The 23984-nt window shown below is 31.9% G+C and carries 17 protein-coding genes and 1 pseudogene; 10 read left to right on the top strand and 8 right to left on the bottom strand.

The window, feature by feature from the left end; all coding sequences use genetic code 11:
- Nucleotides 1–120 precede the first annotated feature (120 nt).
- From B4E95_RS10440 to B4E95_RS10425, 4 genes and pseudogenes are all read right to left on the bottom strand, one after another.
- A pseudogene (locus B4E95_RS10440) lies at nt 121–1388 on the bottom strand (acetyl-CoA hydrolase/transferase family protein).
- Between the two features lie 115 nt (nt 1389–1503).
- A complete protein-coding gene (locus B4E95_RS10435) occupies nt 1504–2079 on the bottom strand; it encodes a hypothetical protein (RefSeq protein WP_125348839.1) in 576 nt (191 codons plus the stop codon).
- Between the two features lie 85 nt (nt 2080–2164).
- Nucleotides 2165–2947 (bottom strand): hypothetical protein, encoded by a 783-nt coding sequence (locus B4E95_RS10430; RefSeq protein ID WP_291062111.1) that lies wholly within the window; start codon nt 2945–2947, stop codon nt 2165–2167.
- Between the two features lie 36 nt (nt 2948–2983).
- Nucleotides 2984–4003 (bottom strand): isoaspartyl peptidase/L-asparaginase family protein, encoded by a 1020-nt coding sequence (locus B4E95_RS10425; protein WP_291062109.1) that lies wholly within the window; start codon nt 4001–4003, stop codon nt 2984–2986.
- A gap of 114 nt (nt 4004–4117) precedes the next feature.
- Here B4E95_RS10425 and B4E95_RS10420 point away from each other — a divergent pair, with 114 nt between their 5' ends.
- From B4E95_RS10420 to B4E95_RS10395, 6 genes are all read left to right on the top strand, one after another.
- Nucleotides 4118–5152 (top strand): AI-2E family transporter, encoded by a 1035-nt coding sequence (locus B4E95_RS10420; protein WP_291062107.1) that lies wholly within the window; start codon nt 4118–4120, stop codon nt 5150–5152.
- A 23-nt stretch (nt 5153–5175) separates the two neighbouring features.
- Nucleotides 5176–5607, top strand: coding sequence for an acyl-CoA thioesterase (locus B4E95_RS10415; protein ID WP_291091440.1), 432 nt, complete (start codon nt 5176–5178; stop codon nt 5605–5607).
- A gap of 91 nt (nt 5608–5698) precedes the next feature.
- On the top strand, nt 5699–6184 hold the full coding sequence (locus tag B4E95_RS10410; protein ID WP_291091439.1) for a SixA phosphatase family protein: 486 nt from the start codon (nt 5699–5701) through the stop codon (nt 6182–6184).
- Nucleotides 6181–8247: a polyphosphate kinase 1 gene (gene ppk1, locus B4E95_RS10405; RefSeq protein ID WP_291091438.1), complete on the top strand. Its 2067-nt coding sequence runs from the start codon at nt 6181–6183 to the stop codon at nt 8245–8247. Before B4E95_RS10410 ends, ppk1 begins: the two co-directional genes overlap by 4 nt.
- Nucleotides 8237–9124 (top strand): Ppx/GppA phosphatase family protein, encoded by an 888-nt coding sequence (locus B4E95_RS10400; RefSeq protein WP_291062101.1) that lies wholly within the window; start codon nt 8237–8239, stop codon nt 9122–9124. The genes ppk1 and B4E95_RS10400 overlap by 11 nt, the downstream gene beginning before the upstream one ends.
- Nucleotides 9125–9241: 117 nt before the next feature.
- On the top strand, nt 9242–11830 hold the full coding sequence (locus B4E95_RS10395) for a T9SS-dependent M36 family metallopeptidase (RefSeq protein ID WP_291091437.1): 2589 nt from the start codon (nt 9242–9244) through the stop codon (nt 11828–11830).
- 368 nt (nt 11831–12198) lie between these two features.
- Here the strand turns inward: B4E95_RS10395 and dinB are convergent, their stop codons facing one another.
- From dinB to B4E95_RS10375, 4 genes are all read right to left on the bottom strand, one after another.
- Nucleotides 12199–13278 carry a DNA polymerase IV gene (dinB, locus tag B4E95_RS10390; RefSeq protein ID WP_291062097.1) on the bottom strand — a complete coding sequence of 360 codons (1080 nt, stop codon included), beginning with the start codon at nt 13276–13278 and terminating at the stop codon, nt 12199–12201.
- 18 nt (nt 13279–13296) lie between these two features.
- Nucleotides 13297–15564 carry a cation:proton antiporter gene (locus B4E95_RS10385; RefSeq protein ID WP_291091436.1) on the bottom strand — a complete coding sequence of 756 codons (2268 nt, stop codon included), beginning with the start codon at nt 15562–15564 and terminating at the stop codon, nt 13297–13299.
- A gap of 162 nt (nt 15565–15726) precedes the next feature.
- Nucleotides 15727–16431, bottom strand: coding sequence for a class I SAM-dependent methyltransferase (locus tag B4E95_RS10380; RefSeq protein WP_125350536.1), 705 nt, complete (start codon nt 16429–16431; stop codon nt 15727–15729).
- Between the two features lie 39 nt (nt 16432–16470).
- Nucleotides 16471–17448, bottom strand: a complete 978-nt coding sequence (locus B4E95_RS10375; protein WP_291091435.1) for a YpdA family putative bacillithiol disulfide reductase — start codon at nt 17446–17448, stop codon at nt 16471–16473.
- A gap of 143 nt (nt 17449–17591) precedes the next feature.
- Here B4E95_RS10375 and B4E95_RS10370 point away from each other — a divergent pair, with 143 nt between their 5' ends.
- From B4E95_RS10370 to B4E95_RS10355, 4 genes are read left to right on the top strand one after another with little or no spacing between them, the layout of a single operon-like run.
- Nucleotides 17592–18182, top strand: a complete 591-nt coding sequence (locus B4E95_RS10370) for a TetR/AcrR family transcriptional regulator (RefSeq protein ID WP_291071077.1) — start codon at nt 17592–17594, stop codon at nt 18180–18182.
- A gap of 7 nt (nt 18183–18189) precedes the next feature.
- Entirely contained in the window at nt 18190–19503 is a 1314-nt protein-coding gene (locus tag B4E95_RS10365) for a TolC family protein (protein WP_291091434.1), read from the top strand.
- A gap of 13 nt (nt 19504–19516) precedes the next feature.
- A complete protein-coding gene (locus tag B4E95_RS10360) occupies nt 19517–20587 on the top strand; it encodes an efflux RND transporter periplasmic adaptor subunit (protein ID WP_291091433.1) in 1071 nt (356 codons plus the stop codon).
- Nucleotides 20588–20600: 13 nt separating this feature from the next.
- Nucleotides 20601–23777, top strand: a complete 3177-nt coding sequence (locus B4E95_RS10355) for an efflux RND transporter permease subunit (RefSeq protein ID WP_291091432.1) — start codon at nt 20601–20603, stop codon at nt 23775–23777.
- Nucleotides 23778–23984 lie beyond the last annotated feature (207 nt).

Here is a 23984-nt window from a genome sequence, read left to right as displayed (position 1 = left end):
ACTATCAAAAATACTAACGCTTACTATTATTCAATCAATAAACAGAAACCAAAATAGAAATATTAACAACTTAAAAATTAATATTAACTAAATGCACTACGGGTTATCAATATCATATTTTTAAGAAGAAATCGCTTCAAAATATTCTTTTTCGATTTGTTCTCTAAAATCTGGATGTGCAATTTCAGCCATTGATTTTACACGTTGTCGAATATTTTTTCCGAATAAATTTGCAACACCATATTCCGTTACAATATAATTTATATGTGCTTTTGTCGTCACAATTCCCGCACCTTGTTTTAGGAAAGGTACTATTTTATTTGCACCTTTTGCTGTTGTTGACGTTAATGCAATGATCGATTTTCCACCTTTACTTAAAGATGATCCGTATATAAAATCAACTTGTCCTCCAACACCAGAAAATATTCGCGAACCAATTGAATCTGCACTTACTTGTCCCGTAACATCTACCTCAATAGCCGAATTAATCGAAACCATTCTATTGTTCTGACTAATCTTCGCAGGATCATTTGTAAAAGAAGCGTCGCGCATTTCTACGCCAGGATTATCATCAATGAAATCATATAACAATTGTGAACCATGCGCTAAAGTCGAAACAATTTTACCTTTTAATAATTTTTTGTTTTCGCCTGTAATCACGCCAAATTTAACCAATGGAACAATTCCATCTGAAAATAATTCGGTATGAATTCCTAAACCTTTATGATTCTTCAAATTATTCAAAACTGCATTTGGAATAGAACCAATACCTAATTGTAAACAATTTTTATCTTCAATTAATTCAGCAATATAATTCCCAATTTTAGCTTCTTCAACTATAATATTTCCATTATCCAAGATATCTAACGGTTGATGATGTTCTACTAAATACGTGATAGTCGAAATATGTAAAATTCCGTCACCAAATGTGCGTGGCATATATTTGTTCACTTGCGCAATAACCACACGAGAAGTCTCAATTGCCGCTCTAATATTCTCCACAGAAGTCCCTAAAGAACAATAACCATGAGAATCTGGCTCAGAAATCTGAATTAAAACAACATCAACATTCAATTCAGTTCGAATCACTTTTCCCATTTCGCTAAAGAAAATCGGTAAATACGAACCGAACCATTTCCTTCTTTTATCATGTGACGCACATTAGCGCCAAAAAAAAGAATTGACAAAAAATGAGTCTTTATTAACAGGATTTGCATATTCTGCATTTCCACTTGTATGAATATGACAAAACTCTACATCTCTCAATTCATGCGCTCCTTCGATAATTCTGTTACCAAAAATGTAGGCGTAGCCGCAGCTGCATGAACGTAAACACGATCGCCAGATTTGATTTCTTTTACAGCTTCTGTTGCAGAAGTATATTTCAATAATCGTGCAAAATAAAGGCTTTGATGCTTTATAATAAACGATATTTTTCATCAAAATCTAATCAAATTTTATTCCTAATAATTGGAATTGTAGTTTGCGTTTTTCTTGATAAAATTATTCATCAAAAAAGTCGATAGAACGGCGATAATTATAAAAAAATAATCTTCTGCGAGCTTCTAAATCATTGACACGAATCGACGAAACATCATCAATCTGAAAATACAAAGAGCCTTCGTCCGTTCCTTCCGAACCAATACATTTCAACTCAAAATCATCTTCAGTTAAATTTCGAATAAAACCTGCAAAACGACTATTATTGTTTAATTGAATACGTGATACATATTCGGTTTGATCATTTATTTCGCCTAAAATTTGACGAACCCAATTTTCTTCTGCTGTTGCATTAAATGTAATTGGATTTTCTTGATCCAAATCGGTGTGATGTTCTTTCAAATAATTAAGACATTTGCAGTAATCATCAACATCTATTCGACTAATTTTAAAATAAGGTTCGATTAAAATTCCATCTTTTTTACCATATTTCGAAATGTGTTGCATTGTAAAAAATTCGTCATTAAAATCTAAAATATATCCAGCCCAAAAATTGTCTCCTTCGGGATCATTGTAAACGGCAATAATTGATTGATTTTCTTTTGAGTGTTGTAATATTTTATAGAAGTTAGAATTCATATTTCTTTGAGTTAAAAAGTCAAATTACGAATCTTTATGGATAAAAAAAAAGGTTCTTGATTAGTTCAAAAACCTTTTCTTTCTATTAATTTGCTTTTCGGAATATCGAAGCTTCATAACTTAATGATTGCCAATCTCCTTTTTGCAGATTATCTAATTTTATTTTTTTGTAGATATTTTCTTCTCCCGCAACAGTTACCGTGAATTGTGTACGATCTAAAATATTTTTTTCTGAAATTGTATAATTAATATCAAATTTCTTTTTTGTCAATTTCTCTACAATTGGTTTTAAATAAGCTATAGCAGCTTCAGAATTTTTGAATTGTTCGTTTTGTGGAAATTGTACATCAAAATATCCTTCGTATGTAAAATCTGGTTCTGTAATAATTAAATTATAAGGATCCGCAAACAAGGCTGGACGCTGTTTTTGGTATTCTTTTTCAGTTTTATATTGACGTTTTTCTTCTTTATAAATCAACGGATATTTATCAGCAAGAACAGCTAATTTATCGGCATCATAAGAATACGGAATTCCGTCATGGAAAACATTGTAAAACGCAGGATTCACCAACCATTGATCGACAATTTTCTTATCTTTTACCATATAAATCATCACTCCATTTTCTTGCGCTTGAAAAGTAGACGATTGATATCCATACTCCAAAATTGGTTTTCCTAATTGTATAGCCGCAGCATTTTCTAACATAAAATTAAACTTCTCATAAGCCTTTGTTTCATCGCTTAAAGGAGCCATTCCATATACTTTTGTCGAAGCATCTACATTTTTATCATTAATCATAGAGGTTACTTGCGCTGTTGCAAAATTTGCAAGAACAACAGTGGCTGTAAGTAAAATTTGTTTTATCATGTATTGTATATCTTTATTTTAAAATGTGTTCCAAATTTATTGATAAATTTCGATAGTTATCTTACCTGATTGTGTAATACTTCCGCGATACATTCCGGCAGTGTTAAAAGGAAAACTTGCTTGACCATTTTTATCTAAAATAATCATTCCGCCATCGCCTCCTAAATCACCAATTTTCTTAATAACTTCTTCACCAGCTTTTTTCGAAGAAAGTTTTTTGTAATTCATCAAAGCCGCAACATCATATGCCGCAACAGCTTTAATAAAATATTCGCCCCAACCTGTACTCGAAACACCAACTTCGCTATTTGCATAGGTTCCAGCTCCGATAATTGGCGAATCACCAACACGACCAAAACGTTTATTTGTCATTCCGCCAGTCGAAGTTCCTGCCGAGATATGACCTTTATTGTCCAAAGCAACTGCGCCAACTGTACCAAATTTTTCATCAACAAAATTGAATGGAACATACGCTTGTGTTTTAGCATCGTGGTCTAATTCCATTTTTTCTTTGTCTTTTTCCAAAACTTTTTGAAGAGAATTCCAGCGTTCCTCAGTTTTAAAATAACTTGGATCAACAATTTCTAAACCTCTAGTTTGAGCAAATTCTTCTGCTCCTTTTCCAACCATCATCACATGAGCAGAATTTTGTAAAACAGCTTTTGCTGCTAAAATTGGATTTTTAATCCTTGTAACTCCAGCCACAGCACCAGCTTGCATTGTATTTCCAATCATCAACGAAGCGTCTAATTCATTTTTACCTTCATGCGTAAAAACCGCTCCTTTTCCTGCATTAAACAAAGGTGAATTTTCCATTACTTTTATGGCTTCTATCACTGCATTTTCACTTTCGCCACCCTGTTTGATGACTTCATAACCTTTTGTCAAAGATTCAGCTAAAGCATCTCGGTACGCTTTTTCCTTTTCGGGTGTCATATTTTTTTTCAGAATTGTACCAGCACCACCATGAATTACCAAAACAACTTTGTCTTGTTTCGTTTGTGCATATGTAGAGATTGTCAAAACTGATAAGATTAAACCGACTATTTTTTTCATGTGTAAAATTTTATTCAACGTCTAAAAATAGAAAAGTTTATAGAAATTAACTATTTTTAGCATTGAATTTGATAACGAAATATCAACAACTGTTAATAAACAAATAAATTACCTATGAACTCTAATAAACACTATCTTTCTAACAATGTCTTGTTACAGTTAGCATTTATTGCAATAATACTTTTAGTTTTTGGATTAATTACCAAAAATCTTTTAGCATTTTTCCCTGGATTTCTCGGTGCTTTGTGTTTGTATGTTTTGCTTTTAAATCCTTTGCAATGGCTAGTAAAAGTAAAAAAATGGAACAAATTAGCAAGTGTAATTATCTTAATGATTAGTAGCGCGATTTTGATTATTGGACCTCTTTATTTATTAATTCAAATGTTAACGAATAAAGTAATGGTACTATTAAATGACACAGCTCAAATTAAAACAGATGTCAATAAAATTATTCAAATGTTGCAAACCAAATTTCATATCGATGTGTTTAGTGCAACAAACATTGAAAAAATAACACAAGTTGGAGGTAAATTATTAGAAAAAACACTGAATGCTTCAATGGATATGACAGTTCAGTTGGGGGTTGCGTTCCTTATTTTGTATTTTATGTTGATGAATCATCAAAAACTTGAAAATTGGTTTTACAGAACTATTCCGCTTAAAACAAGTAATTTAGTGAAGATGAACAAAGATTTGAAAGATTTGGTCATTTCTAATGCAGTAGGTATGCCGTTAACAGCCTTTCTACAAGCAATTATTGCCTACATTGGATATCTTATTTTCGGAGTTGATGATGCCTTTACATGGTTTATTCTAACAATTTTTGCGGCGATGTTGCCAGTAGTTGGAGCAGCATTAATTTATGTTCCTTTAGCATTATTTCTATTAGCAAAAGGTGATTCAGGGCAAGCGATCGGATTATTGATTTATTGTTTTGTTATTGTTGGATTATCAGACAATTTGATTCGTTTAGTTTTACAGAAAAAAATGGCGGATGTTCATCCATTAATTACTATTTTTGGGGTAATCGTTGGTTTAAATCTATTCGGATTTATCGGAATTATATTTGGACCTATCTTATTTTCAGTATTCTTTTGGTTAGTCAAATTGTACAAATACGAATTTATTGATCCAAATCCTGAAGATTAATTATTATTAAAAACCAATTAAAAATGAGTATAGAAAACTTTAAATTCTTTAAACCTTTAGAACCACGTTGGAGTGATTTTGATCCAATTGGTCATGTAAATAATGTATTTTATTTTGAATATTTCCAGATCGGTAGAGCCTATTATATGATGGCTTCGAGTAAAAAATGGCAATGGACGCAACACATGTTTGTTATTGCGCATATGGAAGCGAGTTATCAAAAAGAATTACGTCCAAATGTGATAGAGCCCCGTATTGGTGTACGAGTTACAAAATTAGGAAATAAGAGTTTCGATTTTGAATATATTGTCACAAGTAAAAGCGAAAATGGCGAAGATGTTATTCATTGTATCGGAAAAAGTACACAAGTAATGTACGATATGGAAGAGAAAAAATCGATGGAATTGCCAGATTGGGTAAAAAATGATTTTAAGAATTACGAAGGTAATCTTTAGAAAATAATACTAAAAAATTCAACAGTAGTTAAGTCTTTTCGTTAGATAATGATTAGATTTAACTACTTTTTCTTTTTAAACTCGTTGCGTTATGAAAAATTTGTTTTTAATGCGTCATGCAAAAAGTAAATGGAACGAAAATGTTTCAGATCAATTTCGTTCTATCACAGAGATTGGTGAATTCAAAACGAATAAAGTAGCAAATTATATTCATCAAAATTTTGAATTGAAATTTGATCAAATATTTTCTAGCAAAGCAGTTAGAGCAAAAGAAACTTCTCTACTTGTCAAACCTATTTTATTTCCTAATCAAACCATTCATATCGAAGATGATTTGTATACTTTTTCACATTATTTAATAGACAAATGGATTAGAAATTTGGATAATGAATTGCAAAATGTTCTTATTTTTGGACATAATCCTGCGTTTACAGATATTACCAATCAATTAGGAAATGAAATGATTTATAATCTTTCGACTTCTGGATTTGTCTGGATACAGTTTGATTCGGATAATTGGAAATCGATTCAAAAAGGAAAAACCATAAAAATAATTTTACCTAAAGAAATTAAATGAAAAAATATATAAACCGCGAAATCAGCTGGCTTTCTTTCAATGCGCGCGTGTTGCAAGAGGCTTCTGACGAAACAGTTCCGTTGTTAGAACGAATTCGTTTTTTAGGAATTTATTCGAACAATTTAGATGAATTTTATTCGGTTCGATATTCTACAATTTTGCGCTCGATACAGTTCAAAGATGTAGAAATTGTTTATCAAAATATTGTATCAGATCAAACGGACGAAGAATTAATTGATGAAATCAATGAAATTGTGCGTCAACAACGAGTCCAGTACGATGATTTACATAATCAATTATTCAAAGAATTAGAGAATCACAATATTTTTGTGATAGATGATACATCAATTCCTGAGAATTATTTAGAATTTATTTCCGAATATTTTTACAACGAATTTATTCATACGGTTGGAGTTTTTATTTTAGATGATATTAAAAAAGCGCCTCCTTTACGCGATGGATCGTTCTATTTAGCCGTTAAAATGCAATTAAAAGACAAAGTTCAATATGCACTTTTGATTGTTCCAACGCATTTATTTTCGCGTTTTATTGTGCTTCCAAAGTATGATCAAAATACGTATGTCATGTATTTGGAAGATATTATTCGTTTTCATTTGAAAGATATTTTCAAAATGTTTGATTTCGAAACAATTGAAGCACATTCCATCAAAATTACACGAGATAGCGAACTTGATTTTGATAACGATTTAGAACATAGTTTATTAGAAAAAGTCATCAATAGTTTAGAAAATCGTAAAAAAGGTGTTCCTGTCCGATTAGTTTATGATGCTGAAATTGCACCAGATACGTTGAAATTTTTCTTGAAAAAATTACGATTAGACGAATATGATAGTATCAATCCGGGTGGAAAATATCACAACAAACGAGATTTGATGAGCTTTCCAAGTTTTGATATTCCAAATTTAACGTACGAAAAAATAAAACCAATTATTCAGAAAAAACCTTTTGAATATAACAGTTATTTTCAGGCTTTTACGGAAAATGAGGAAATGATGATGGCGCCTTATCATGATTATTCTTTGTTGTTAAAATTTCTTCGTGAAGCTGCAATTGACCCTAAAGTAACCAAAATAAAAATTACTATTTATCGTGTTGCAAAAGATTCACAAGTGATGCATTCTTTGATAAACGCAGCTATGAACGGAAAAGAAGTAACTGCTGTTTTGGAACTTCGTGCGCGATTTGATGAATCCAATAATGCGATGTGGTCGAAAAAATTGCAAGAAGCTGGCGTGAATGTTATTTTTGGAGTTCCAGGGTTGAAAGTACATTCGAAAATTGGTTATATCGAACGTAAACCAGAAGGAATGTTGGCACAGAAATATGTGTTTATCAGTACAGGAAATTTTCATGCAGGAACAGCAAAAATTTATACAGATTATACATATTTCACAACTAATCCTGGAATAACAAAGGATGTTGAACAGATTTTTAAATTTTTTGGAGCTAATTATTTGAACTTAACGTACAATCATTTATTGGTTTCACCTTATGGAACACGTAAAAAAATTGTCAAGATGATTAAACGAGAAATCAAAAATCATCAAGCTGGTTTACCTGCGGAAATCAACATGAAACTAAACAGTTTAAGCGATAAACAAATTATTGATTTATTTTACAAAGCTTCTCAAAAAGGAGTAAAAGTTCGTTTGGTTGTGCGTGGAATCAATTGTTTGATTCCTGGAGTTAAAAGTCTTTCCGAAAATATTGAATGTGTGAGCGTTATTGATAAATTTTTGGAACATCCACGTGTGTATTGGTTTAAGAATGCAGGCGATGACAAAGTTTATATTTCCTCTGCAGATATGATGGAACGTAATTTGGATAATCGTGTGGAAGTAGCGTGTCCGATTTACGATCATAAATTCAAAAAAATAGTTATGGATACGTTTAATTTGAGTTTTGAAGATAATGTAAAAGGTCGCTTAATAACGGCTGAATCTTCTTTGGAATACAAGCGAAACAATAAAAAACCAAACCGCTCTCAGTTTACAACCTACGAATATTTTAAAAAATTAAACGAACAAGAAAATGAAGATTAGAAAATTAGGAGCAATAGATATTGGATCTAACGCCATGCGATTGTTGATTAATTATGTTTACGAAGAAGAAGGTCGTACGCCAATTTTTAATAAAACTAGTATTGTGAGAATGCCTATTCGTTTGGGACACGACGTTTTTATTGATGGACAAATTTCTGAAACAAATATCAATCGTATCTGTGATGCTATGTTGTCTTATGCATTGATGATGAAGGTTTATGATATTGAAATCTATAAAGCTTATGCAACTTCTGCTATGCGAGAAGCAAAAAACGGAAAAGATGTTGTAAAAAAAGTGATTAAAAAATCTGGAATTAACATCGAGATTATAGATGGAAAAACTGAAGCTGAATTACTTTTTAATACGGAATTAGGTGATTTTATACAAGACAAAAAAATCTATTTGTATGTAGATGTTGGTGGTGGTAGTACCGAATTAACGTTATTAAAAGATAATAAGGTTTTTACGTCAAAATCTTTTGAAGTAGGAACTGTACGTTTGTTAGAAAATAAAGTTTCTCCAAATACTTTTAACGAAATGAAAGAATGGATTCATGAAAACATTGGTCATGACGAAGTAGAATTAATTGGTTCTGGAGGAAACATCAACCATGTGTACAAATATTCTGGTGTAAAACTAGGAATGCCTTTGAGTAGTGTTTATGTGAAAAAACATTATCAAATTCTACAAACAATGACTGCGGAACAGCGTATGCAGAATTTCAATATGAAACCCGATCGCGCTGATGTAGTGGTTTATGCATTAGAAATTTATAATAATGTACTAAAATGGTCGCATGCGAAGAAAATTCATGTTCCGAAAATTGGACTTTCGGACGGAATTATTCGAAAAGTATATAAAGATTTAGAAAAATAAACGATGAGGTCAGATTAGTCTGGCCTTTTATATTAGCTTAATCGATTATAAAATCCAAATTTTTTCTTTAAAATGTATTACTTAATTTAGTTTCATAATTAATTAACACAAAATATAATGAAGAAAAATTTAACGCTGATATTTTCTGCGTTTCTTTTATCTATGTCTGCTTATGCCCAAACGGCAGAGCAAATTGTAGATAATTATGAAGCAAAGGCCATAGCAGGTAATGTTGAGTACAAATTTGATCAAACAATCAATGATGATCTTAACCAAAGGGTTTACACACAAAGAACTTTCCAAGGTATTCCAATTTATAACAGTTATTCAACATATATAATAAAGGATAAACAAGTTATTTCTAAAACTTCATCAGAAAATTTTAATATATCATTAAAGAATGCAGATATTTCTCCATCTTTAAATTTTAACGAGGCTTTAAATAAAGTAGCTCAATCAGAAGGATTAAAAGCTTTTTCAGATTCAAAAATAGACCAAAATGGTGTATATTTTTCGAAAGATGATTCTTCAGAATTGGTTTATTATATTAATGACCAAAACCAAGCAATTCTAAGTTATGCGTTTAGTTATCAATTGGTAAAAGATAACCATAATGATATCATTCATGTTATTGTTAACGCAATGAATGGTGCAATTTTAGAAAAACATAACAATACATTAAGCTGTGGTTTTGATCATGGAGCTTTTCATAATGAGAATTTAGCTACATTTAATAAAGCTGATTGGGATTGGTTATATGCTGATGTTAATAATGTAGCTTCACCACAATACAATGTTTACCAATTACCTTTAGAAGCTCCTAATCGTGGAGGAAGATCATTTGCTGATCTTTCTGTTTCAAATGTTACTGCATCACCGAATGGTTGGCATAACACAGCAGAATCAACTGTAAAAACAAGAACAGAAGGAAACAATGTAAGAGCTGTTAGAGATCATGATTCTAAAGGATATCAGACTTATAATTCTATATCAAATACAGTAACAATCAAAGATACTGATTATGCTGATGGAGGAAATGATTTAAATTTTGATTTTCCAATGAATTTGTCTAACCATCCTTATACTAATTGGGAAGGGGCAACTACTAATTTGTTCTATATGAACAATATGATGCATGATATTTTCTATAATTATGGTTTTACAGAGGCTAATGGAAATTTTCAAAAAGTTAATTTTGATAAAGGAGGAACAGGTAATGATGATGTTGTAGCCTTGGCACAAACAGGAGTGTCGTTAGGGTACACTAACAATGCTACTTTTGCTACACCTGCAGACGGAAGATCTCCAAGAATGGCAATGTACTTATGGAATAAAACTCCAGAACCATTAATTATTAATAGTCCTGCTAATATAGCTGGTAGTTATCAAGCTACTGTTCCTACTTGGGGAGGTACATTAACTTCTACTGCTTTAACTGGAGATCTTGCATTAATTGTAAAAAGTGAAACGACAGGTACGCCTTATGATGGTTGTGGGACAATCACAAATGCTGCAGAAGTAAATGATAAGATAGCAATTATATACCGTGGAGATTGTTCTTTTGCTATAAAAGTAAAAAATGCTCAGAATGCTGGAGCTAAAGCTGCTATTATTGTAAATAATGTAGATGGGATGATTAATATGTCTGGAGATGATACAACAATTACAATTCCAGCAATTTCTATTAGTAAAGCAGATGGAGATGCAATTATGCAAGAATTGCAAAATAAAGTAGTCGTTAATGGATCTTTATTAAAACCAGATGAATCATTTATTGATGGAAGTTTAGACAACGGAATTATTGCACATGAATATGGACATGGAATTTCTAATCGTTTGACTGGTCCAATCACAAATGCTAACTGTTTGAATAATCTTGAACAAATGGGTGAAGGTTGGTCTGATTTCTTTGGATTGATGATTACTCAATTGCCATCTGATATAAGTACTACTAAAAGAGGAATAGGAACATTTGCTGTAGGTGAAAAGAAAGAAGGTGTTGGAATTCGTCCTACAGTTTATTCGACTGATATGACAGTTAATCCTGCTAGATATGGATTCTTAAAAACTTATAGTAATTCAGATTCTCCTCACAATACTGGTTACGTATGGGCTTCTATGCTTTGGGATTTAAACTGGAAAATGGTTAATAAATATGGTTTCTCTCCAGATTTATATAATGGTAAAGCTGGTAATAATATGGCTATACAATTAGTAATGACAGGTCTTAAGTTACAACCTTGTTCTCCAGGATTTGTAGATGGACGTGATGCTATTCTTAAAGCTGACGAACAATTAAATAATGGAGTTAATAAGTGTGAGATTTGGGAAGCATTTTCAGCTCGTGGTTTAGGTTATAGCGCTAAACAAGGAAGTTCTAACAGTAGAACAGATGGAACAGAAGCTTTTGATATGCCACCAGTTGAAGAGTTAGAATGTAAACTAGCTACTTCTGATGTTAAACAATCTACTTTCCAAATGTATCCTAACCCAGCTAAGGATGTAGTTTACATTGTTGATAAATCTATTAAAAATGATATCAAAGTTGATATTGTTGATATGACAGGTAAAGTTGTTTCAACTTCTAATGTAAAATTTGATGGTCAAAAAGGAACAGTTTCCACTGATAATTTACCAAAAGGTATTTACATCTTAAAATTTGAAACAGATAATGGAACTATTACAAAAAAATTGATTAAAAACTAAATTTTAGTCTCAAAATAAATAAAACTAAAAATCCATCTCAATTTTTGAGATGGATTTTTTAATTTGCTTTAGAAAATTGATATCGGTTTAGGTTGTTTTGATAAACTGGTTATATTTACCAAAATAGCTTTTTAGTTTGGTTGTTGGTTAGTAATCTTAAAAGCATTACAAACGATGTTGTTTGTTGATACAAATGTCTTGAATAAATACTAAACTAAAAAATGTAGACTATCATCAAAGTGTCTACAGGTTGAAAAAAATAAATCTAAGTAGTAAATAAAATGTATTGATTTAAAACATTATTAATTATTTTAAATCAGTTGTTTAATTTTTTTTTATTTCGGGATTTATAAAATTGTTTAAAGAATTTATATAATTTCTTTAAAAGGAATTTCGAGTTGAGTTCCGAATTTTTTTTGATTATTGGATAAATTAGAAATAGATACTCCTAATAATCGAACTGGTTTTTCTGAGGAGTAACCTTCGGTTAATAAATCATAACAAATTTGATCAAAAAGTTCTCTATTTTTAACTGGAAATGATGCTGATTTACTTTTTGTAGTTACCGAAAAATCATTGTGTTTTATTTTTACAGTAATTGTTCTTCCATAAATTGATGTTTTTAAGGAAAAGTTCCAAACATCTTCCATTAGTGGAAATAAAGCGATTTGCATTTCTTCTAATGTTTCTAAATCTTTGCTAAAAGTTGTTTCTGAACCAGATGATTTTCGCAATCGAGTTGGGTTGACCTCTCTAAAATCTAATCCTCTAACAATATTGTAATAGTATTTACCAGATTTTCCGAATTCGCGTAAGAGTTTTTCTAATTCTAGGTTCTTCAAGTCCAAACCTGTATGAATACCCATCATTTGCATACGTTCGGCAGTTACTTTCCCAATTCCATGAAATTTTTTGATTGGTAATTGATCAATAAAACTTTCAGACATTTTAGGTGTAATTACATAAAGTCCATCAGGTTTGTTATAATCCGAAGCAATTTTAGCTAAAAATTTATTGAACGAAACACCTGCAGAAGCAGTCAAATCTGTTCGTTCTTTTATTTTTTGTTTGATTTCGTTTGCAATATCTGTGGCGATTTCGATGTTTTTATGGTTAATTGTTACATCCAAAAAAGCTTCATCCAAAGATAAAGGTTCAACCAAATCAGTATATTCAAGAAATATTTCACGAATTTGATTCGAAACTTCTTTATAAACTTGAAATCGTGGTTTTACAAATATCAAATGTGGACATTTGCGTTTTGCAACAACAGAAGACATTGCAGAGCCGACGCCATATTTTCTAGCTTCGTAACTAGCGGTAGCAATCACACCACGTTCTTCATTTCCGCCAACAGCAATGCATTTCCCTCTTAATTCGGGGAAATCTCGTTGTTCAACAGAAGCATAAAAAGCGTCCATATCGATGTGAATAATCTTACGCTGCATCTTGCAAAATTACTCGCTTTATTTTAAATGATACTCTTGAATAAAGTTTTTTAAGTTTTTCTTATCGGCAACAATTGTCAAATAATCGCCCAATTCAATTGGTACATTTCGATCAGGATTGTGAATCATTTTTCCATCGCGCTCTATCGAAACCACAATTCCTTTTGCCGTATCTTTTACCCAGCCAATCGATTTATGCTCCAAAACACAAAAATCATTCGGAATAACTACTTTATCCAACGTAAAATTATCTGTATTTTTAAGATCATTATTTTCTGGAGGAGTTTCACCAATAATTTGCAAATACTTCTCAAATCGTTGAATATGTTCATCCGTTCCAATAATTCCAATTTTATCGAAAGGATATAAAACTGATTCAGAATTTGGAGTCTGAATAATTCGATCGCCACGTTTGATATAGGCAATATTGATCTGAAATTTTGTTCGCCAATCCAATTCACCCAAAAAAACACCAATAAAATTGGCATTTTGCGGAACAATCATATCCGAAATATGCGTGTTATCCCAAGTATATTGAAATTTATCTTGTTTCTTTTTCTCTTCAATTTTTTTAGTCAAAATTTCACGTTCATTTAAGTTATAAATGAATTTTGTTTGAATATAATTGTAAAACTGATTGAAATATTTTGAAAGAAAATACATAGTAATCAATAATCCAATAACCAAAACAATTGAAGCAATTGTACTTGAAAAAAATTGATTATAAATAAAAATTACAGCAACTACAACTAAAGTTAAACGTATAGAAATAATTGCAATAATTGGTGCACGATTGTAATTAGATTCATCCCAAAACTCTCTGATAATTTCTCTTTTTGGACGATTTCCAATAATTGCCCAAATAAATGGAATACACAATACAAATGTCAATGTAAGGCTAACCAAACTTGCGCCAAAATAGGTAAACCAGTCGCTTAATAAGAATAAAACGTAGCTTTTGATAATCAATGTGATTGCGATAATGATTATTCCATTGATAAAAATTGTAGAAACTGTTTGTTTGATGATTTTATTCCATTTATTTTCGTTTTGAATGTGTTGTGTATCAGATGAATAATTTTCAACACCTTGAATAAATTTTTGTGGAAGAAGTTTTTCCAGTAAAGTATAAACTTTGTCAGATGATTTTATTAAATAAGGTGTAGTAAATGTTGTAATTGCCGAAACACCGACTGCAACAGGAAATAAGAAGTCGCTTGTTACGCCAAGAGAAAGTCCCAAACCAGCAACGATGAAAGCAAATTCACCAATTTGTGCCATACTCATTCCTACTTGTACGGACTGTTTTAGCGGTTGTCCTGAAATTATAGCACCTAAAGTGGTAAAAATTAACTTTCCAAAAATAGTCAGCAATGTTACAATCAAAATTGCCCATTTGTGTTCGTACATTGAAACAGGATCAATCATCATTCCAATAGAAATAAAGAAGATTGTAGCAAATAAATTTTTTACAGATTGAAAATTATGTTCGATTTTTTCTGCATAAACAGTTTCAGCTAGAATAGACCCCATTACAAATGCACCCAATTCTATAGAAAAACCAGCACTATCCGCTATATAAACCATTCCAAGACATAATCCAATTGAGATAATTAGTAAAGTTTCATCATCTAAATAGTTCTTAATTGAACGTAAAAAAGTTGGAATAATAAAAATTCCTCCAATAAACCAAACCGCTAAAAAGAAACCTAATTTAACGAAAGAATTAATCATTTCTGCTCCGTTAAAATGCTGGCTAACCGCCATAGTAGAAAGCATAACCATTAATAAAATGACTACAATATCTTCTACAATTAAAATTCCGAAAACGACATTCGCGAATTTCTTTCGTTTCAATCCTAATTCATCAAATGCTCTAATAATAATGGTTGTAGAGGAACTTGCTAATAAACCGCCGAGGAAAATGCTGTCCATCTTCGACCAATTCATAAATCGACCAACTAAATAACCAACGGTTACAATACAAATAATTTCGACAATTGCAGTGATGGAGGCAGAGCCACCAACATTGAGTAATTTTTTGAAACTAAATTCGAGACCAAGACTAAAAAGCAAAAATATAACACCAATCTTCGCCCAAATCTCCACATTATGTTCTTCTGCAACTGTGGGAATATATTCGAAATGCGGTCCAACCAAAAAACCAGCAATAATATAACCTAAAACAAGAGGTTGGTTGATACGTTTGAAAATAAGCGTCGTCACAGCGCCTACACATAGAATTAATCCAAGATCGGTAATGAGTTTTGGCAGGTGTTCTTCCATAAATTGCGTTTAATCTGTACTAATTTATGAATTTTTTAAAAGATAATTAATTGTTCAACTATTGATTAACTTTATATCATTATCAATTTTGTTTGAGAATAAAAAAAAACTCACTAATTCTAATGAACTAATGAGTTTGTATTTTATTATCGAAACGATATTTTACAAAGTAATTTTTGCTAAATAAGAATCTCCTTCGGTTTTTATTTTTGTACATTTTAGTTGATGATATTCGCACGCATTTTTTAACGTGTCAAAATCCAAATACAACCATTGAATAGGTTCTTCTTGCTCGCCTTTATAATGAACCGTAAAATCTAATTCACCATAGTAATTTCCATTACTCGGAATCCATTTTCCACCATCTTCGTCTTCATCAAACATATAAATAATGTCGGTTCCATCAATCAAAACTTGACCATTCTCGGTTAATAAATTTTTGATTTTATCCAAGAAAACATTAATTAAAACTAAATTCTGAAAAATTCCAGTTCCGTTCATCAAAAATAGAATCGTATCAAATTTCTCAGCTTCATTGATTTCAAGGAAATTCTGAACTTTTGCATTGTTGATTCCTCTCAACAAACAAGCTTCAATCGCTTTTGGAGAAATATCAATCGCTAAAACATCCAACCCTTTTTCTTGCAAATAAAGTGAATGAGAACCTGCTCCACAACCAACATCCAATATTTTTCCTTTTGATAAATCCAATGCTTTTTGCTCCAAAATTGGCATGTCATCATAATCTCTAAAAAGATAATCAATTGGCATCACATCCAACTCAGAAATTGATGTTTCGGTATAGAGATCTTCGGGCGAATGATTGGTTTGATAATCTAAAATTGCCTGTCCGAAAAGGTCTTTCATGTTATTTTTATTTTTATTTTCTGATTAATACAGAAACTTTTATTTATTATTTTTTGCTAAAATTGCCTCAACAATTTGCTGTGCATGTACGCGCGAATTTTCAATAAACCAAATATTTGTCAACATACCACCACAAACAACGCCTGCCAAATATAAACCATCCACATTTGTTTCCATTGTTTCGGGATTGTAAGTTGGTGTTTTCAATTCATCATCACTGAAAGTTATTCCACAGTTCTCCAAAAAATTGAAATTTGGATGATAACCAGTTAAAGCTAAAACGGTATCATTTTCAATTGAAATATCACCTTCTGGTGTTTTGATATGAACTTGATTTTCGTCAATAGAAGTAATATTCGAGTTGAAATAAGCTTTGATACTTCCTTCTGCAATTCGATTTTCGATATCAGGACGAACCCAATATTTTAGTCGATGCGTAAAACCTTCGCCACGAATCACCATTGTTACATTGGCACCTTTTCGATAACATTCTAAAGCTGCATCAATAGAAGAATTATTCGCTCCAACAACCACTACGTTCTGAAAAGAATAAGGGTGAGCTTCCTTGTAATAATGATGAACTTTTGGCAAATTTTCACCTTCAATATTCATTAAGTTTGGAATGTCATAAAAACCAGTTGCAAGGACTATATTGTTAGTTGAATAGTTATTTTTTGATGTTTTAACTTCGAAATGATTTGTTTCAACTTTATTAATCGTTTCAACTTCTTCGTATAGATTTAGATTGAATTTGAAATATTTATGAATGTTTCGATAATATTCTAACGCCTCTTGTCGACCAGGTTTTGGCGCAATACAATTGAACGGAATTTCTCCAATTTCTAATCGTTCGGCAGTCGAAAAAAATGTCATATACAAAGGATAGTTGTACAAACTATTTGTTAAAGCACCTTTTTCAATAATTAAATAAGAAAGATTGTTTCTTTTCGCTTCTATTGCACAAGCCAAACCAATTGGCCCAGCACCTACAATTATCAAATCATATTGTTCTTTCATCAAGCAAATTTACGGATAATCAGTTCGGTAATCTTTATGATTTTCTTCAATTTTTTTAAAAATAATGTTTAACTATTTGGATTAACGAAATATATTAATAATTTTGTTTGACAATTTTGTCAAAATAAAAAAGCCGCACAGATATGAAAGACGATACAGAAGAATTGATCAAAGAAACAGCGAAAAGAATGTTTTTTGGTGAAGGTAGATTTCATGCAACAACGCAAGAAATAGCTGATGAAGCGAAAGTGAATAGAACGTTGATTAATTATTATTTCAGATCGCGAAACAATTTAATTAGTATTATTTACGAAGAAGCTACGCGAGTAAGTAATGAAAAATCGCATGCTATTTTTGATAGAAATCGTGATATCAAAGAAATGATTGGCGAATTTATAGAGGATTCTATTGCAACATCAATCAAGTATCCATATTTGGAAACTTACATCGTTACCGAAATGAATAAAAATAATACAATGTGTTCTAAGTTAATGAAAGATGATTTAGATGTAGTTGTAAATGTTTTTTACGAAAGATTAGAGGAAGAAATGGAAAAAGGAACGATTAAAAAGATGGAGCCACTTCAGTTTTTGTTAAACATGATTTCATTGGTTAATTATCCATTTACAATTCGTCCGCTACTTCAATTGGATTTGAAATTGAGCGACGAAGATTTCAAACGTATTCTTTCTGATCGAAAAGAAATTATTCTCAATACACTTTTTAATAATTAATATATCAATGAAAAGGTTAAAACAATTACTTTCTATAGCGATTGTAGCGTTGATGAGTTCTGCTAATGCCCAAGAAATTATTGCACTTAAAGATGCAGTAAATTTTGCACTAGAAAACAAAGCAGATGCAAAACGTGCAGATTTGGCAATCAAAAAAGCCGAATACAAAATTGATGAAGCCAGAGCAGGAGCTTTGCCTCAAGTAAATGCCAATGCAAGTTTGCAATATAATCCAATTGTACAAGAAATGGCGTTGACAATGGGAGGACAAACAACTGTGATTAAAATGGGACAACCATGGAATTCGAGTTTGGGCGTTACGGTAAATCAAACATTGTTTGATCAACGAGTTTTTACAGGTTTGAAAGCCGCGAAAACAACGCGCGAATTTTATCAGGTGAATGCAGATTTAACAGATGAACAAATTATTGAGCGTGTAGCGAATGCGTATTACCAAGTTTTTATTCAAGAAGAAAAATTAAAAACGATTGAAAAAAGTTACGAAAACACAAATAAAGTTCGAAATGTAATCAAAAGTTTAGTGGATAATGGTTTGGCAAAACCAATTGATTTGGACCGAATTGTTGTGCAATTAAATAATATTTCTTCTTCACGTCAACAATTGGTAAATGCAGTTGAAATCAACAAAAATGCGTTGAAATTCTATATGGGTTATCCAATTGAGCAACCAATTAATTTAACAGAAGAAACAATTACGCCAAATTTAGTTTTGTTGGAAGATCAAATAGATGTTGAAAATAGAACCGAATTTAAAGTTTTATCGAAACAAAAAGAATTGTTAGGTTTTGCGAAAGAAGCTGAGCGTGTGAATTTATATCCAACTGTTGGTTTAGCTGGAAATTATGGATTGCAAGGTTTTGGCGAAAAATTTATTACTTCGAAAAGTTACATTTGGTCAGATTTGGCTTCGATTGGTTTGAGTGTTAAAGTTCCGATTTTTTCGGGTGGAGCTACAAAAGCAAAAATTAATCAAGCAGAAATTGATTTGTTGGATATCGAAGAACAAATGAATGACACAAAACTTGGTTTGAGTTTAGAATATCAAAATGCAAAAGCACAAATTGAAAATGCGCTGAAAAGTGTCGATATTCAAGAAGAAAACGTGAGTTTGGCAGAGAAAGTTTTAGCAAATACTCAAAATAACTACCAACAAGGTTTGGCAAATTTGACAGAAATTTTAGATGCTGAAAATGCGTTGACAGATGCTCGAAATAATTACTCAAATGCTTTATTAGAATATAAAATTGCCGAAATCGCATTAATCAAAGCAAAAGGAGATTTAAAAACATTAATTCAATAATAGAACCGATTTTATGAAATCAGTAAAAACTTTACTTTATATATTAATTGCTGCTGGCTTGATTGGTGGAGCAGTTTACATCATCAAAAATAACAAAGCGAAGCAAGAAGAGGAAGTTGCGATTGTAAATGCTAATAACGATGAGGTTGTGGTAAATACAATTAAAGCAAAATACGAAAGCTTAAATACAGATTATACGTCAAACGGTACATTTGCGCCATTTCAGGAAATGAGTTTTCCTTCAGAAATTTCAGGAAGAATTGTTCGTGTATTGGTAGATGAAGGTAGTTATGTTTCTGTTGGTCAAACATTGGCAACAATCAAAAAAGATGCAATTGAGGTTGATGTAACTCAAGCACAAAATAATCTTCAAAATGCGATTATAGATAATCAACGTTACGAAAATGCGTACAAAACTGGAGGAGTAACAAAGCAACAATTGGATAATTCACGTTTGCAATTAAAAAATGCAAGAGCAGCGGTTTCTGCACAAAATTTACGTGTTCGTGATACCAATGTAAAAGCAACTATTTCTGGTGTGATTAACAAGCGTTACATAGAGCCAGGATCTGTAGTAGCACCGGGTTCGCAAATGTTTGATATTGTTAATGTATCAAAACTGAAATTACAAGTTACGGTAACAGAAGCAGAAGTTGTGAATTTGAAAGTGGGACAAACAATCAAAGTATTGGCGAGTGTTTTTCCTGATCAAGAATTTGCAGGGAGAATTTCTTTTATTGCGCCTAAAGCAGATGCTTCATTAAATTTCCCAGTAGAAATTCAAGTTTCTAACAATTCTGGTTTAAAAGCTGGTATGTATGGAACGGCAGTTTTCTCTTCTAAAGATGATGTAAATGCGGGGAAAAATGTATTAGTTGTTCCAGCAAATGCTTTCGTAAATGGAATTAGTTCGGGACAAGTTTTCGTGGTTGAAAATAATGCAGCGAAATTAACGAATGTTGTGATTGGGAAAACGGTTGGAACTGAAGTTGAAATTATCAGCGGATTAAAAGATGGAGCTGAAATCGTAACAAGTGGTCAGATTAATCTGAAAGATGGCACGAAAGTGAAAGTTGTAAAATAAGAGTAGTTTTTCCATGAAAATAGCAGAAATATCAATTAAACGTCCCACAATGATTATCGTGTTATTCACGATTTTAACATTAGGAGGATTGTTTAGTTATACGCAAATGGGATACGAATTAATCCCAAAATTTGAAACGAATGTTGTTACGATTTCAACGGTTTATCCTGGAGCTTCTCCAAACGAAGTTGAAAATTCTGTAACCAAAAAGATAGAGGATGCGGTTGCAGCCTTAGAAAATGTAAAGAAAGTAGAATCGAAATCATACGAAAGTTTATCAGTTGTAATGGTGACGTTGAATTCTGATGCAAATGCAGATTTAGCGTTGAATGATGCGCAACGTAAGATTAATGCCATTGAGAAAGATTTACCTGATGATGTCGATCCGCCTTCTTTGACGAAATTCTCGTTAAGTGATTTACCAATTATTACAGCTGGTGTAACGTCTGATAAGTTGACAGAAAAAGATTTGTATGATTTGTTAGATAAAAAAATAGAACCAGTTTTATCACGTGTGACAGGTGTTGCGCAAGTAAATTTGATTGGAGGTCAAGAACGTGAAATTCAGGTAAGTTTAGATCCTTTGAAATTGAAAGGTTACGGATTATCTGTGCCTCAAGTTCAGCAAGCGATTTTGACTTCTAATTTAGATTTCCCAACAGGAAGTGTAAAAACGCGTGAAAATTCGACAATTATTCGTCTTTCGGGAAAATATAAATCGGTTAATGAATTAAATAATTTAGTAATTTCTTCAAATAATGGCATTCAAGTTCGTTTGTCAGAAGTTGCTTTTGTGCATGATTCTCAGAAAGAAGTAGAAAAAATTGCACGTGTTAATCAGAGTTCAGCGATTATTGTTCAGGTTGTAAAACAATCTGATGCAAATGCAGTGGCTGTTTCTGAATTGATGAAAGAAACCATCAAAAAAGTTGAAGCTGATTATAGCAAAGAAGGTCTTAAAATTCAGATTGTAAATGATACGTCTGATTTTACATTGGCAGCTGCAGATCACGTTATTTTCGATTTAGTTTTAGCCGTTGTGTTGGTTGCAATTGTGATGCTTTTGTTTTTACATAGTATTCGTAATGCCTTTATTGTAATGGTTTCTATTCCGGCTTCGTTAATCGCAACGTTTATCGGAATGTATTTGATGGGTTATACGTTAAACTTGATGTCGTTACTTGGTTTATCACTTGTTGTGGGAATTTTGGTGGATGACGCCATTGTAGTTTTAGAGAATATTTACCGTCATATGGAGATGGGAAAATCGAGAATTAGAGCATCATACGACGGAGCAAAAGAAATTGGATTTACCGTAACTGCGATTACATTGGTAATTGTAGTGGTTTTCTTACCAATTGCAATGAGTACAGGTTTGGTTTCTAACGTTATTTCTCAATTCTGTGTTACCGTAGTTATCGCAACTTTATTATCCTTATTGTCATCGTTTACGATTGTACCTTGGCTGTCATCTCGTTTCGGAAAATTAGAACATATCACGGGGAAAAATATTTTCGAAAAATTTATTCTTTGGTTCGAAAAACAATTAACAAAATTCACGCATTTCATTTCTGATATGTTAGAATGGTGTTTAAAATCAACTGTTCGAAGAATTGGTGTTTTTATTGGAGTTTTCATTCTTTTATTCGGGACAATTGCCATCTTAATGGGAGGAAAATACATTGGTGGAGAATTTTTCCCGAAAACAGATAAAGGAGAATTCTTAGTTCAGATGGAATTACCAAAAGATGCAACAATCGAAGAGTCAAACTTTGTAACGCAAAAAGCAGAAAAATTTTTACGTGATAAAAAAGAAGTTGTTGATATGATTACAACGGTTGGTCAAAGTTCCGAAGGTTTTGGAGCGGCGCAAGCAACAGCTTATAAGTCGGAGATTGATGTTATTCTAAATGATAAATCAGAGCGTGAAGATAATTCGTTTATTTATGCAGCGAAAGTAAAACGTGAATTAGAAAAAGAATTGGTTGGAGTGAAAGTGAAAACTGTTCCAGTTGGTTTGATTGGAGCGGAACAAGCGCCAATTGCGTTGGTTGTGACTGGTCCAAATTTAGAAAGCGCGATGAAATTTGCTGAGTTAGCGAAGCATGAATTAGAACAAATTAAAGGTTCTTCGGAAGTGAAATTAACAACAGAAGCGGGTAATCCTGAAATTAATGTGCAAGTTGATCGTGATAAAATGTCTTCTTTAGGATTGAATCTTCAAACGGTTGGCTTAACCATGCAAACGGCTTTCTCTGGAAATACAGATGGTAAATTCCGTGCCGGTGAATACGAATATGATATTAATATTCAGTACAATGATTTTAATCGTTCGAATATCGATGATGTTCGTAGTTTGATATTTGTGAATGATAAAGGACAACAAATTCGTTTGGATCAATTTGCAACGGTTACACAAAGTTCTGGACCAAGTTTCTTAGAGCGTCGTGATAAAACGCCTTCTGTAACGGTTCAAGCACAATCGGTTGGTCGTACAACAGGTGATATTGTGACTGATTTCAAGGAAAGTTTGAAGAAAATTGATAGTAAAAAACCAACCGGTGTATCGTATGTTTGGGGTGGAGATGAAGAAAATCAATCCGAAGGTTTTGGTACATTAGGTTACGCATTATTAGCTGCAATTATCTTGGTTTACTTGGTAATGGTTGCTTTGTACGACTCGTTTATTTATCCTTTCGTGGTATTGTTTTCGATTCCATTATCTTTAATCGGAGTTTTCGTAGTATTAGCATTAACAAACAATTCATTGAATATTTTCACGATTCTCGGAATGATTATGTTGATTGGTTTGGTGTGTAAAAATGCGATTTTATTGGTCGACTTTACCAATCACCGAAAAGAAGCTGGCGAATCGACACACAATGCTTTGGTGCAAGCCAATCATGCGCGTCTTCGTCCAATTTTGATGACAACAATTGCGATGGTTTTCGGGATGATTCCAATTGCCTTAGCAAAAGGAGCAGGAGCGGAGATGAACAACGGTTTGGCGTGGGTAATTATTGGTGGTTTAGTTTCATCATTATTCCTAACCTTAATTATTGTTCCTGTGGTTTATTCATTATTCGATAGTGCAATTCGTCGTTTCTCAAAAGGAGAAAAAGTAGATTATGAAGCAGAAATGGTTGCAGATTATGAAGCAAGACAAATAAAAGAAGAATGGGAAGAGTAGTCTTTCAGTTTTATTATTTTAATTGAGATATAAAAAAATCCTTGTCAAAGTTCTAAACCTTGACAAGGATTTTTATTTAGTTGAAATTGTTATTTTACTAATATATTGTTATGCGATGTTTTATTCTAAACAGGTATGTTTTATCTTACCTGAGTATTCGGTTGATTACAAACAGATGTATTTTAACTTACCCGAGTCTTTGGTTGA

Source organism: Empedobacter sp. UBA7494 (assembly GCF_002478465.1).
Classification (GTDB): domain Bacteria; phylum Bacteroidota; class Bacteroidia; order Flavobacteriales; family Weeksellaceae; genus Empedobacter; species Empedobacter falsenii_B.
This window is presented reverse-complemented; position numbering and strand designations above follow the sequence as displayed.

Bases quoted from the DNA above. Each gene is read 5' to 3' on its own strand.
- B4E95_RS10435 (WP_125348839.1), bottom strand. From the start codon at position 2,079: ATGAATTCTAACTTCTATAAAATATTACAACACTCAAAAGAAAATCAA.
- B4E95_RS10430 (WP_291062111.1), bottom strand. From the start codon at position 2,947: ATGATAAAACAAATTTTACTTACAGCCACTGTTGTTCTTGCAAATTTT.
- B4E95_RS10425 (WP_291062109.1), bottom strand. From the start codon at position 4,003: ATGAAAAAAATAGTCGGTTTAATCTTATCAGTTTTGACAATCTCTACA.
- B4E95_RS10420 (WP_291062107.1), top strand. From the start codon at position 4,118: ATGAACTCTAATAAACACTATCTTTCTAACAATGTCTTGTTACAGTTA.
- B4E95_RS10415 (WP_291091440.1), top strand. From the start codon at position 5,176: ATGAGTATAGAAAACTTTAAATTCTTTAAACCTTTAGAACCACGTTGG.
- B4E95_RS10410 (WP_291091439.1), top strand. From the start codon at position 5,699: ATGAAAAATTTGTTTTTAATGCGTCATGCAAAAAGTAAATGGAACGAA.
- ppk1 (WP_291091438.1), top strand. From the start codon at position 6,181: ATGAAAAAATATATAAACCGCGAAATCAGCTGGCTTTCTTTCAATGCG.
- B4E95_RS10400 (WP_291062101.1), top strand. From the start codon at position 8,237: ATGAAGATTAGAAAATTAGGAGCAATAGATATTGGATCTAACGCCATG.
- B4E95_RS10395 (WP_291091437.1), top strand. From the start codon at position 9,242: ATGAAGAAAAATTTAACGCTGATATTTTCTGCGTTTCTTTTATCTATG.
- dinB (WP_291062097.1), bottom strand. From the start codon at position 13,278: ATGCAGCGTAAGATTATTCACATCGATATGGACGCTTTTTATGCTTCT.
- B4E95_RS10385 (WP_291091436.1), bottom strand. From the start codon at position 15,564: ATGGAAGAACACCTGCCAAAACTCATTACCGATCTTGGATTAATTCTA.
- B4E95_RS10380 (WP_125350536.1), bottom strand. From the start codon at position 16,431: ATGAAAGACCTTTTCGGACAGGCAATTTTAGATTATCAAACCAATCAT.
- B4E95_RS10375 (WP_291091435.1), bottom strand. From the start codon at position 17,448: ATGAAAGAACAATATGATTTGATAATTGTAGGTGCTGGGCCAATTGGT.
- B4E95_RS10370 (WP_291071077.1), top strand. From the start codon at position 17,592: ATGAAAGACGATACAGAAGAATTGATCAAAGAAACAGCGAAAAGAATG.
- B4E95_RS10365 (WP_291091434.1), top strand. From the start codon at position 18,190: ATGAAAAGGTTAAAACAATTACTTTCTATAGCGATTGTAGCGTTGATG.
- B4E95_RS10360 (WP_291091433.1), top strand. From the start codon at position 19,517: ATGAAATCAGTAAAAACTTTACTTTATATATTAATTGCTGCTGGCTTG.
- B4E95_RS10355 (WP_291091432.1), top strand. From the start codon at position 20,601: ATGAAAATAGCAGAAATATCAATTAAACGTCCCACAATGATTATCGTG.